Origin of the sequence: uncultured Polaribacter sp. (assembly GCF_947503855.1) — a bacterium.
Taxonomy (GTDB): domain Bacteria; phylum Bacteroidota; class Bacteroidia; order Flavobacteriales; family Flavobacteriaceae; genus Polaribacter.
This window is the reverse complement of sequence record NZ_CANNFF010000005.1, coordinates 181,157-193,334: the sequence shown is the minus strand read 5'-3', so window position 1 is coordinate 193,334 and position 12,178 is coordinate 181,157. Positions and strand designations below refer to the sequence as shown.

The following is a 12,178-nucleotide window of genomic DNA, read 5'->3' as shown; positions in this document are numbered from 1 at the left end:
ACTTTACAACTCTAAAAGTTCTTCTAAAAAATCTCTGGTATTAGATAAACGAGGTACTTTGTGTTGGCCACCTAATTTGTTCTTTTTCTTTAACCAACTGTAAAATAAACCCTGTTTTGCTTGGTGTACTTTTGGTGGCATTAAAGTTATATTTAAATAACGTTTTGCTTCATAATCAGAATTTATAGATTTTAAGGCATTGTCTAGAACTTCTGTAAAATAGCCCATAGAATCTGGTTTATTGTTAAATTCTATAATCCATTCATGGCTACCTTTTTCTTTGCCACTCATAAAAATAGGTCCCACAGTATAATCAGAAATCGTTGCAGATGTCTTTTCGCAAGCCATTTTTAAGGCATCTTCTACATTTTCTATGTTTAGTTCTTCACCAAAAACATTAATATAATGTTTGGTGCGTCCTGTAATTTTTATTCGATAAGGATCTAAAGAAGTAAAACGAATGGTATCACCAATTAAATAACGCCACAAACCACCATTTGTAGTAATTATCAAAGCATAATCGATGTCTTTTTTTACCTCAGAAAGAGGAATGGTTTTAGAGTTTTCTCCATTATAATCGCTCATAGGAATAAATTCATAAAAAATACCATAATCTAACATTAATAGTAATTCTTTAGAATGGTTTCTATCTTGAATTGCAAAAAAACCTTCAGAGGCATTGTAAATTTCGTAATACTTAAACTCCTTTTTAGGAATCATTTTTTTGTATTGTTCTCTGTAAGGGTTAAAGTTAACCCCACCATGAAAATAGACCTCTAAATTAGGCCAAACCTCTAAAATATTATCTTTTCCAGTTCTTTCTAAAACTCTATTTAACAAAACCAACATCCAACTTGGTACACCTGCTAAACTGGTAATATTTTCGTTGATGGTTTCATCAATAATGGCATCCATTTTGGTTTCCCAATTGCTCATTAAAGCAACTTCTTGACTTGGGGCAGAGCTAAAATCTGCCCAAAAAGGCATATTTTCTATAATAATGGCAGACAAATCTCCAAAGTAAGAACCATTGTCTTGATATACTTCTGAGCTTCCACCTAAACGCAAACCTTTACCTGTAAATAGTTGCGTTTTCGGATTGTTGTTAATGTACCAACACAACATATCTTTACCAGCTTTCATGTGGCAATACTCAAGTGCATCGTCAGAAACAGGTATAAATTTACTTTTTGCGTTGGTAGTGCCACTAGATTTTGCAAACCATTTAATGTCTGATGGCCAAAAAATATTTTGTTCTCCTTTTCTGCAACGTTCTATCAACGGTTCAAACGTTTCATATTTTTGTATCGGTACTTTTACAGTAAAATCTTTATAATTTTTTATTGATGCAAATTCCTTTTCCTTACCAAGTTTTGTGTTTTTAGCTTTGTTTAATAATTTTAAAAGCAATTCATTTTGTACATCTTCAGGATATTTTAAAAACAATTCAATTTGATGTTTTCGTTTCTTTAAAAACCAAGAAATTATAGAATTGATAATCTGAAAAGCCATAGAAATTCGTAAGTTTGTTTAGTTTCGATTTAGAGCTATACAACATTTAATACTGAAACTTAAAAATACTAAAATTTGTGAGATGATTTACCAAGGAGTTTTAAAAAAAATGATGACTGAAAATGCGGCTGAAATTCAGTACTATTTAGACATGAAAACTGATTTTTTAAATATGAATCAGTTAATAGATAAAAATATTACCCTAAAATTTGTGGGATATGAGTGTTTAAACTGTCATTTAGAAAAAAAAATCTACAGACAAGGTTTTTGTAAGTCTTGTTTTTTTGATATTCCTTCTGCTGGAGATTGGATTATGAGACCCGAATTAAGTACAGCTCATTTAGACCAAGAAGATAGAGATTTGGCATATGAAAAATCAGTGCAATTACAACCACATATTGTGTATTTAGCTAATTCTAGTAATGTAAAAGTAGGGGTAACAAGAAAAACACAAGTACCTACAAGGTGGATAGATCAAGGTGCACACGAAGCCATCGAAATTGTAGAAGTGCCCAATAGATATTTAGCAGGAATTACAGAAGTTGCTCTAAAAGAATATGTAGCAGATAAAACCAACTGGCGCAAAATGTTAAAAAATGATATTGAAGACCAAAATTTGGTAGAATGGCGTAATAAGTTAGCCCAATATATACCAGAAGAAGCTAAAGAATATTATATAAATAACAATTCTGAAACGAACTTAAATTTTCCTGTAAAAAAATATCCACTAAAACCTAAAAGTTTAAATTTAGAAAAAACACCTTCTTATAAGGGTACATTAATGGGTATAAAAGGTCAGTATTTAATTTTTGAAGATGAAACTGTTTTTAATATTCGAAGTAATGAAGGCTTGGTGGTTGCAATAGAGGTGTAACTTTTTTGTTTGATAATAAGAATAGAAAAAAAACAGTAATTAACGGCTACATTCAATTAACTTTTCTAAAATTTTTTCTACACCCAAATCGTTGTTACTAGCTGTGCTATAATTTGCAATTTTTGTAATGTCTTTATGCGCATTTTTCATGGCAAAAGAAAAATTGGCTTCTTGTAACATTTCTATATCATTATGATAATCTCCAAAAACAAGGGTTTGCTCTTTGGTAACATTTAATATTTTCTGAACTTCTCTTAAAGCATTTCCTTTGTTGGCTTTATCATCAGAAATATCTAACCAATTTTGCCCAGAAACTTTTATTAAGTATTCGTTTTTTAAATGTTTAATTTTAGGATAAATGTATTCTTCTGAAGATGAAAAATGGTACATAGCAATTTTTAAAATAGGTGTATTTTTTGCTACTTCCATCAAATCATCTACAATTGTATAGCTATGATAATACTCTTGAAAAAGAGTGATAAACTTGGTGTCTTTACTTTCTATAAAAGCTTTTTTTTCTGAACAAAGCACAATGTTTGTGTCTTTTATATTTCTTAAAATAGGAATAATATTTACTATTTTATCGTTATTTAAAAAGTTAGAAAGTAATGTTTGGGTTCCTTTCTTGGCAATACCACCATTTTCTGCAATCACATAAATATCATCTTTTATAGAGGCTAATTTATCTACAATACTATTGTATTGTCTACCGCTAGCTGCACAAAAATGTATATTTTGTTGTTGTAATTTTTTAAAAAGATTAAAAAACTGATTGCTAACTTCACCTTTAGAATTTAGTAGTGTTCCATCCATATCAGAAACTACCAATTGTACGTTTTGTAGGTTCATTAATTAAGACTTTTTCGTAGAGTTACGTTCTACCAAATCTGTTTTAATAATTATAGTTTTGTGTTCTGGTTCTTCTTCGGATTTGTCTTCTAATCTATTTATTAATAGTTCTGCAGCAGTTTCGCCCATTTGTTCTCCATGCTGGCTTACTGTTGTTAATTTAGGACTAGAATGTCTTGCTAAAATACCATTTGAAAAGGAAACTACAGCAAAGTTTTCTGGTACTTTATGACCTTTTTTCTGTGCTACCTTCATAGCTGCAATTGCAGAAGATTCGTCTGTAGTTATTACAGCATCTATTTCATTATCATTAAAAATAGGTGTTAAAATACTTTCGTATTTTTTGTAATCTTCTTCTAATATGTTAATTATTAAGTTATTATTTATTGGTAAGCCTGCTTTTTCTAAACCTTTTAAATAGCCTTGGTGTCTTTTTTTACCCACTTTTAAATTACTAATGGTAGATATAAAAGCAATATTTTTACTACCAGATTTTGCTAAATATTTTACGGTTTTAGAAGCGCCTTTAAAATCATCTGTGATTACTTTATCGCAATTTATAGATTCTGCTACTCTATCAAACATTACTATAGGTGTACCGTTTTGTAATATTTCATCAAAATGTTTAAAGTTGTTTTTTAAAACGGTTTCTTCTGCCATAGAAAGTATAAAGCCATCTATACTTCCGTTAGAAAGCATTTCCATAGTTTCTACTTCTTTGGTATGAGATTCGTTAGAAATACAAGAAATTATTTTGTAGCCTTTTTCGTTGGCAACTTTTTCTATACCATTAAAAACTTGCGCAAAAAAGTAATTTAACATGTTTGGTATGATAATACCAATGGTTTTTGTTTGCCTGTTTTTTAAGCTAAGTGCATTAAAATTTGGCTTGTAATTGTTCTCTTTTGCAAATTTCTGTATTTTTTCTTTGGTGCTTACACTTATCTCATAACTATCATTTAGCGCTTTAGATACTGTAGAAATAGAAACATTAAATTCTTTAGCTATGTCTTTTATAGTAAGTCTTTTCATAAAATATTAAAAATAAGTACTAAAATACAAAAAAGTGCTTAAAAAAGGGAGTTAAGTAAATTTATTTACAATTTCTTTAAATTGTAAGATTGATAAATTTCGAAACATAAAAAAGAAAACAGGAGTAAATATTCTGCAAATACAAACCATAAATTTTCTTGCCAAGGCTCATTTGCATAGGCTTGATAACTTAAAAAGATAACTAATGTCCAAACAACTGGAAATTTATATTTAGTAAAAACAGACAAAATTAAAGGTGTTGCCAAGTACCAAGGATGTACGGTTGTAGCTGTAAAATAATAAAAACACAACCCGAATAATAAAGTTGTAATGAGTTGTTTAAAAGAATTTTTTTTTCTAAAGAATGTTAGAATAATTAAAAACAAAATAGTTAATATAGACGTTATTTTTCCAATAATGGCAATTTCATTATAACCTCTAAAGAGGTAACCAATTTCTCTAAATAAATAGTAAAAACTTGCATTAAACTCAAAGCTTCTAAACCATAAACCTACAGAGTTTGTATAGTTTGTAAATAATTCTAAAGAATAAAAAGGTAAAAATAAAATGATGGTTGTACTTATAATAATAATATAAAACCCCGCTAATTTTAAAACGCCTTTAAAATTAATAAGCTGTTTTTTAGTTCTCGATTGCGCTCGAACAGACAGAGTACTATGATCTCCATAGGCGGGAAAATATTTTGTAAACCACTTAAAAAATAAAGGTAAAAATAATAAGGGAATTAACTTTACAGAAATAGAGCAGGCCAACAATAAGGCTGCAAAAATCCATTTTCTTTGATACAATTTATACAATGCAAAAACTAAGAAAAACAGCATTACAGATTCAAAGTGCAAATTACCTGTCATTTCTAAAATAACAAAAGGATTTAAAATATACCAAAAGATGTTTTTAACAGGCAATTTTAAATTTTCTAATATTTTTTTTCCAAAATATAAAATACCAATATCTGCTAAAATGATAAAGATTCTTAAAATAATTACAGAACCAAAAATACTTTTACTAGCAAAAAGTGCAGCAATAAAAAAACACAGCTGGTTTAAAGGCGGGTAATTGGTATAATGACTTCCATTTAACTCCCCCATTCCTGCATACAATATATTAGTATCTGTAATAGGTTTTAAGTTTTGTTGTATAAATGTTTCAGGTAAAGATAAGTAAGGATTAAAACCTTCTAAAATCATGCGGCCATCCCAAATAAAACGATAAAAATCTTGTGATAAACGGGGTACTGCAAATAAAAATATCAATCGAAACAAAATGCTAATTCCCACTAAATTCTTAAAAGAAATATGCTTGTTTTTTATGATTGCATAAAAACATCCAAATAAAAAAAGCCAAAGAAAAGAAAAGGTATAAAACTGAGTTCTTTCTAAGAAATAGGCGAAAAAAAAATAGGTAATAATACTGAAAAAAATGGCTAAATATTGGCTATTTTGTTTTAGAATAGTCATTATGCTTTAGAAAAAATCGATTTTAAAAAAACATAACCAAAGCCAATAAATAACATAAAATGGAAAGGGAATAAACCAAAATCTCCACCTTGTGTGCCCACTATAAAAGCGCTATACATACCAAATACAAAATACAATGCTAAAATACCTTCTAAAATCACATTTAGAGAGGGTTTCTTTTTAATGTATTTGTTGTTTTTCCAGCCGTCTTTTACGGTTTTAATATTAAATTTTGGTGTTCTTACAAACTCACTTTTTTTACCAAAATGCCCTTCTAAAACGGCAATAGTATTGTGTAAAGAAAAGCCCATTGCAATTGAAAAAAAGGTAAAAAATGCACCAATATATTTAAAGAAGTTTTTAATACCACCACCATAAATGCTTTTGTACATAACCCAATAGCAAATAAAAAATATTAAAGAGCTAATGACAAAAAAGCTCATAACATAAAAATACATTTTTAAGTGCGCATATTCATTTTTAATATATAACATAGGGATGCTTAGTACTGCTACTAAAAAAATAAAAGTAAACATAGAACTATTTAGCAAGTGAAGTAAACTATGTATTTTAGTTTTAAATGAAACATTTTTGCTTTTGACAACACGTTTCATCATTTTTTGAAAATTTTCTGCACCACCTTTGTTCCACCTAAATTGTTGTGATCTTGCTGCGCTTATTATTACAGGCAATTCTGCAGGAGTTTCTACATTTTCTAAATACTTAAATTTCCATTTTTTTAATTGAGCTCTATAACTTAAATCTAGATCTTCTGTTAATGTATCTCCTTCCCAATTACCAGCATCGTAAATACATTTTTTACGCCAAACACCAGCAGTTCCATTAAAATTTATAAAATGGCCTTGGCTATTTCTTCCAACTTGCTCTAATGTAAAATGAGCGTCTAAAGCAAAAGCTTGAATTTTTGTTAAGGTAGAATAATTTCTGTTGATATGTCCCCAGCGTGTTTGAACCACACCAATTTTATCGTCTTTAAAGTAAGGAATGGTTTGTAGCAACCAATCTTTTTTTGGAAGAAAATCGGCGTCAAAAATGGCTATAAATTCTCCTTTTGCAGTTTTTAAACCTTCTTTTAAAGCGCCTGCTTTAAAACCTTTTCTATTCGTTCTTCTAATATGTTGTATATCAATGCCTTTTTCTTGTATCTTTTTAATGTGTTTTGCTGTGGTTTCTATAGATTCGTCTGTAGAATCGTCTAAAACTTGTATTTCTAATTTACCCTTAGGATATTCTAATTTAGCAATATTTTTTAACAAACGTTTCATTACATACAACTCGTTATAAACAGGTAGCTGTATGGTTACAAAAGGAATTTCTTTTGGATTGGATAAATCAAATTTTACAGAAGTATCTACTTTTTTTCTTGCTTTTAAGTAGTTAATAAGCAAGTTTAATTGTGCTAATGCATACATAAAAATTAGCAGTAAAGAGAGAGAATAGATGATAATGATAATGTACTCTAGAACCATTATTTGAAACTGTATTTAAAAATCCAACTTAAAATTTTAATTCCTGCAAATATAGAACCTTTTACAGTTCCTGAAACTTTAGAAACTCCAATTCTATTTCTGTATTTCATAGGTGTTTCTGTATAGGTTAATTTTTGTTTTAAGGCTTTTAATTGCATTTCTACTGTCCAACCATATGTTTTATCTTGCATATTTAGGTCTAATAATCTTTGGTATTTAATAGCTCTAAAAGGACCTAAATCTGTAAATTTTGCATTAAAAAATAATTTCATTAAAAAAGTAGCTAACCAATTACCAAAAACTTGTTGTGGTGTCATAGAACCATTTTCACGTAATTTTTTAATGCGTGCACCAATTACAAAATCTATATTGTTTTCTATAATAGGTTGTATTAAAGTTGTCAATTGTTCTGGATAATCAGAGTAATCCCCATCTAAAAAAACAACAATGGTAGGTTTAACCTCTTTTTTTGCGATGTAATCCATCCCTTTTAAACAGGCGTAACCATAGCCTTTTCTCTCTTCTGTTAAAACTGTTGCTCCAGCTTTTGTTGCGTTTTCTTTGGTTTTATCTGTAGATTTGTTATTTACAACTATAACTTCATCCACAAATTTTGGAAGATCTGCAATTACGTTCCCTATAGAGTCTTGCTCGTTAAAAGCAGGTATTATTACATTAACAATTGGTTTCATTGTCTTAAAATATTATTTTTTATTCACAAAATTCATTAAATCTACATCATTACCTAACAAAATTTCTGTTGGGTTTATTCTTCCTTCTTCGGGACCATTTTCTAATTTTAAAACACCTCTCGGGCAAACTGCAGAACAGATACCACAACCCACACAACTAGAACGCACAATATTTTCACCCTTTTGTGCATAGGCTCTAACATCAATTCCTTGCTCGCAATACGTAGAACAATTTCCACAAGAAATACATTGGCCACCATTGGTGGTAATTCTAAAGCGAGATTTAAAGCGTTGTACCAATCCTAAATAAGCAGCTAACGGACAACCAAATCTACACCAAACTCTGTTTCCAAAAATGGGATAAAACCCTGTGCCAATTACACCTGCAAACCAGGCTCCAATTAAAAAGCTATAGGTATCTTTAATCCATTGAGAATTGATTCCGATAAAAGAGGTTGTTCCAGAAAAATAACAATACAATGTTACTACAGTCATTACTAAAGAAAACACCAATACAGAATGTATTAGCCAGCGCTCTAATTTCCATGCATTTACGCTTTTGTTTGAATGTTGCCTGTAAGGGTCTCCCAAAGTTTCTGCTAAACCACCACAACCACAAACCCAAGAACAGTACCATCTTTTTCCGAAAAAATAGACCATAACTGGTACAATAATTAAGGTTAAAACAATACCCCAAATCAATATAAAAAGTCCAATTTTTCCACTAGAGGTTAAGGTGTCTAAATTCCATTCAAAAAAGAAATCGTAATCTAAAGGAAATGCATTTTTAAAATCGTAACCAGGCATGTTTAAACTGGTCATAATTTCTGGAATTAAAAAAGCAAATACAATTTGAAAAAAAAGTACAGAGGTAGTTCTAATAATTTGATATTTATTATGGCGATATTTAATGTACATTCTAACTCCCATGGTTACCATTATTGTACAGTACAAAAATCCATAGACAAACCATTGAGAGGCATCACCACCATTTAAAAAATTACTAATTGGGTCTAAAATGTACGTCCAGTTTACTACATAATCTGGTTTAAAATAAAGTAGTAAGTAAAAAGCCACCAAATAAATAAGCACTAACCACGCCACAAAACCTCTGTTGGTTGCAGAATTATGATAAATATGATTGTTTTTAATGCCAGGTTTTCCTAATAAGATTAAGTTTGGTAACATAAATAACAAAGCACCAATCATACCAAAGCCAAAAGTTAAAAACCATATTAAACTAGCGTTTTCTTTTACAAAACCCCTACCGGCCTTTTTGGCTAAAGTATAACTGAGTGTGTGTGGTTTTCCGTATATTTTATATTGATATTGTTCTCCTTTTTTGTCCCAATTTTTTGCCGCATTATATTTAGTAATTAAAGCGTCATAATAGCTGTTTGATTTTTCATACGCTTTTCTAACTCTAGCAGAAAATTTAAAAATAGTAAGTTTTTTATCTGTTATTACAGCATCTTCTAAAGCACCTCTAATAACTGTGCTTTTGTAATTTTTTTCCTTTAAAAAAGCATCTAATTCAGATTTAGATAACTGAAAAGATCCTGTAAACAATGATCCTGTAAAAATGGTTAAGGCTACTAAAAAAAGAACAAAACCAGTATGTTTAATTGCTTTCATATTTTATGTTTTGCTAAAAATTCTTTTCCAGCTTTTCTTTTTTGGCTGTATTTTTTTGTTATTTTCTTTATTAAATTTTGCAACTATTTGAGGTTCGTACAATTTGTAAAATTCAGGGTCAAAATTAGCATCTGCTAAGTATTCTAAAACATGTTCTATAGCCCTTTTTTCGGTTAACCATTTATCAAAAATTTCGTGTCGCATTCGTATGCCAAAGGTATTTATTCCTAAAAATTGATGGGTGTCTTTATCAAAAGAAATGGTGATACATTTATATTCTTTGGGATGTTTCCATTGAAAGTACAGTTCATTTTCTTTTTTGTTTTTCTCACTAAATACCCAACCATAGGTTTGGTATTCGATATCTAAAAATTTAGCAGAATTAAACCAATTTCCAGGATTGTATGCTGTTTTGTTTCCACAAATTGTTTGTGCTAAAGTTTCGCCCATCATACGGCCTGTATACCAAACAGCCTCAATATTTCTGCGCTGTCCAATTGCTTTTTGTTGTTCTGCACAATCGCCAATGGCATAAATATCTTTTATATTGGTTTCTAAAAAACGATTTACTAAAACACCTTTTTTAGTTTCAATATCACTGTTTTTTAAAAAATCGATATTGGGTGTTACTCCTGCAGTTAATCCTACTACATCACAAAATATTTCTTCACCAGTTTCTTCAATAATAACAGATTTTACATGTCCATTTTCATCAGCTTTAATTGCTTTTAAATTGTTACTTAAACGTAAATCTATATGATGTTCTTTAATGTGTTTGTTAATCATTGCTGATTCTTGTGCAGGTAAAACCCCATTCCAAAAACTATCTTCACGCACTAAAAAAGTTACTGGTATGTTTCTACTGCGTAACATTTCTGCCAATTCAATTCCTATCAATCCACCACCTACAATTACAGCTCTTTTGCAAGTTTTATTATTTGGGGCATATTTTTCTAATTTCTCTAAATCTTGTTTATGATACATGCCCATAACACCCTCTAAATCTTGTCCAGGCCAACCAAATTTATTGGGTTTAGAACCTGTTGCAATTATTAATTTATCATAGGATACTGTTTCGCCATTGGTAAAAGCAAGTAATTTATTAGCAGTATTTACAGAGTTAATAACCCCTTTTTTTAGTGTTATATTATTTTTTTCCCAGAACCAGTTTTCATAAGGTTTTGTATGCTCAAATTTCATATGTCCCATGTAAATGTACATGAGTGCTGTTCTAGAAAAAAAGTATTTTGTTTCTCCAGAAATGATAGTAATTTTCTTGTTAGAATTTTTTCTAATATGTCTAGCGGTAGTTACGCCAGAAATACCATTACCAATTATTACTATATGTTCCATCATTTTGATTGCTTGTTGCTCTTATGTAGAAACGAAAGTTAAGAACTTAAAAATGAAATCGGTTTTTTTTTAAGTTTAGAATCATTATAAATAAATTTTCTTACACTTTTATGTCATTTATCAAAGGAATTTGAGTTTGCTTAGAGCAAAGTTTTAACATTGGTTTAAGAGCTTTGTTTTAATAAAAAGAAGTATTTTTAGGGATGTTATGAAAATAAAAAACATCTTTTTAATTGTACTAACTGCTTTATGTTTTTCTTGTAAAAGTCAAACTAAAAAAATTAACGGAGTTAGTTTTGTAGCTTCTAGAGATTCTATTAGTAAAAAACATATCACACCTGTTTTAAAAATACAAAGCAATTATGTTGCTTTGATGCCTTATAGTTTTATAAGAAATATAGCACACCCTAAAGTTGAGTTTAATACAAACAGAGAATGGTTTGGAGAAACCAAAAACGGACTGTTGCAATATGCCAAAGAATTTAAAAAAGAAGGTGTAAAACTTATGGTAAAACCACATATGTGGTTAAGAAGAGGTGGTTTTACAGGCGATTTAAAAGCAACTACAGAAGAAAACTGGACAATTTTAGAAAACTCCTATAAAGATTATATTTTAACCTATGCAAAAGCTGCCAAAGAATTAAAAGCAGAAATTTTATGTATAGGTACAGAGTTAGAACAATTTGTAAAAAACAGACCAGAATTTTGGCGAAAATTAATCAAACAAATTAGAGCTGTTTACAAAGGTAAATTAACCTATGCTGCTAATTGGGATGAATTTAAAAGGATCACTTTTTGGAACGAACTAGATTACATTGGTATAGATGCCTATTTTCCGTTATCAGACAACAAAACACCTACTGTTCAAGATTTTGAAGAAGGCTGGCAAGAACATAAAAAAGAAATTATCACCTTGCAAAAAAAAATCAAAAAACCTGTATTGTTTACAGAATTTGGTTATAGAAGTATCCATTTTAATGGTAAAAAACCTTGGGAAGCAAATAGAGTTAGAGGCGCTATCAATCTTAAAGCACAAGTAAATGCTTTGCAAGCAATACACAATCAATTTTGGAAAGAAGACTGGTTTGCTGGAGGTTTTGTATGGAAATGGTTTCATGCTCATGAAAGAGTGGGGGGTGAAAAAGACAACCGATTTACACCACAAAATAAACCTGCAGAAAAATTATTAACAAAACTGTATCAACAGTAAACATGATAAATGTCTTCTTTTAAGATCTTAAAAGTTTTTAAATTTGAAGAGAT

The 12,178-nt window shown here is 29.6% G+C and carries 10 protein-coding genes; 2 read left to right on the top strand and 8 right to left on the bottom strand.

Annotation, left to right across the window (positions count from 1 at the left end; all coding sequences use genetic code 11):
- Positions 1–3 precede the first annotated feature (3 nt).
- Positions 4–1,512, bottom strand: coding sequence for a GH3 auxin-responsive promoter family protein (locus Q0662_RS05940; RefSeq protein ID WP_298948035.1), 1,509 nt, complete (start codon positions 1,510–1,512; stop codon positions 4–6).
- 82 nt (positions 1,513–1,594) lie between these two features.
- Here Q0662_RS05940 and Q0662_RS05935 point away from each other — a divergent pair, with 82 nt between their 5' ends.
- Positions 1,595–2,386 carry a DUF2797 domain-containing protein gene (locus Q0662_RS05935; protein WP_298948034.1) on the top strand — a complete coding sequence of 264 codons (792 nt, stop codon included), beginning with the start codon at positions 1,595–1,597 and terminating at the stop codon, positions 2,384–2,386.
- Positions 2,387–2,425: 39 nt separating this feature from the next.
- Here Q0662_RS05935 and Q0662_RS05930 read toward each other — a convergent pair whose 3' ends face one another.
- The 7 genes from Q0662_RS05930 to Q0662_RS05900 all read right to left on the bottom strand — a co-directional run bounded on the left by Q0662_RS05930 (position 2,426) and on the right by Q0662_RS05900 (position 10,915).
- Positions 2,426–3,235, bottom strand: a complete 810-nt coding sequence (locus Q0662_RS05930; protein ID WP_298948033.1) for an HAD family hydrolase — start codon at positions 3,233–3,235, stop codon at positions 2,426–2,428.
- Positions 3,236–3,238: 3 nt separating this feature from the next.
- Positions 3,239–4,267 carry a LacI family DNA-binding transcriptional regulator gene (locus Q0662_RS05925; RefSeq protein ID WP_298948032.1) on the bottom strand — a complete coding sequence of 343 codons (1,029 nt, stop codon included), beginning with the start codon at positions 4,265–4,267 and terminating at the stop codon, positions 3,239–3,241.
- A gap of 65 nt (positions 4,268–4,332) precedes the next feature.
- Complete coding sequence (locus Q0662_RS05920) at positions 4,333–5,541, bottom strand: mannosyltransferase (protein WP_367181290.1); 1,209 nt, start codon at positions 5,539–5,541, stop codon at positions 4,333–4,335.
- Positions 5,542–5,744: 203 nt separating this feature from the next.
- Entirely contained in the window at positions 5,745–7,235 is a 1,491-nt protein-coding gene (locus Q0662_RS05915; protein WP_298948030.1) for a cellulose synthase family protein, read from the bottom strand.
- Positions 7,235–7,927, bottom strand: coding sequence for a glycosyltransferase family 2 protein (locus Q0662_RS05910; protein WP_298948029.1), 693 nt, complete (start codon positions 7,925–7,927; stop codon positions 7,235–7,237). Before Q0662_RS05910 ends, Q0662_RS05915 begins: the two co-directional genes overlap by 1 nt.
- Positions 7,928–7,939: 12 nt before the next feature.
- Positions 7,940–9,562, bottom strand: a complete 1,623-nt coding sequence (locus tag Q0662_RS05905; RefSeq protein WP_298948028.1) for a 4Fe-4S binding protein — start codon at positions 9,560–9,562, stop codon at positions 7,940–7,942.
- A 3-nt stretch (positions 9,563–9,565) separates the two neighbouring features.
- Positions 9,566–10,915 (bottom strand): FAD/NAD(P)-binding oxidoreductase, encoded by a 1,350-nt coding sequence (locus Q0662_RS05900; protein ID WP_298948070.1) that lies wholly within the window; start codon positions 10,913–10,915, stop codon positions 9,566–9,568.
- A gap of 208 nt (positions 10,916–11,123) precedes the next feature.
- Between Q0662_RS05900 and Q0662_RS05895 the strand changes: the two genes are divergently transcribed.
- Entirely contained in the window at positions 11,124–12,125 is a 1,002-nt protein-coding gene (locus tag Q0662_RS05895) for a glycoside hydrolase (RefSeq protein WP_298948027.1), read from the top strand.
- Positions 12,126–12,178: the final 53 nt, after the last annotated feature.

Excerpts from the sequence above, each read along its gene's own strand:
- Q0662_RS05910 (WP_298948029.1), bottom strand. The coding sequence starts at position 7,927 with ATGAAACCAATTGTTAATGTAATAATACCTGCTTTTAACGAGCAAGAC.
- Q0662_RS05900 (WP_298948070.1), bottom strand. The coding sequence starts at position 10,915 with ATGGAACATATAGTAATAATTGGTAATGGTATTTCTGGCGTAACTACC.
- Q0662_RS05930 (WP_298948033.1), bottom strand. The coding sequence starts at position 3,235 with ATGAACCTACAAAACGTACAATTGGTAGTTTCTGATATGGATGGAACA.
- Q0662_RS05915 (WP_298948030.1), bottom strand. The coding sequence starts at position 7,235 with ATGGTTCTAGAGTACATTATCATTATCATCTATTCTCTCTCTTTACTG.
- Q0662_RS05940 (WP_298948035.1), bottom strand. The coding sequence starts at position 1,512 with ATGGCTTTTCAGATTATCAATTCTATAATTTCTTGGTTTTTAAAGAAA.
- Q0662_RS05935 (WP_298948034.1), top strand. The coding sequence starts at position 1,595 with ATGATTTACCAAGGAGTTTTAAAAAAAATGATGACTGAAAATGCGGCT.
- Q0662_RS05895 (WP_298948027.1), top strand. The coding sequence starts at position 11,124 with ATGAAAATAAAAAACATCTTTTTAATTGTACTAACTGCTTTATGTTTT.
- Q0662_RS05925 (WP_298948032.1), bottom strand. The coding sequence starts at position 4,267 with ATGAAAAGACTTACTATAAAAGACATAGCTAAAGAATTTAATGTTTCT.
- Q0662_RS05905 (WP_298948028.1), bottom strand. The coding sequence starts at position 9,562 with ATGAAAGCAATTAAACATACTGGTTTTGTTCTTTTTTTAGTAGCCTTA.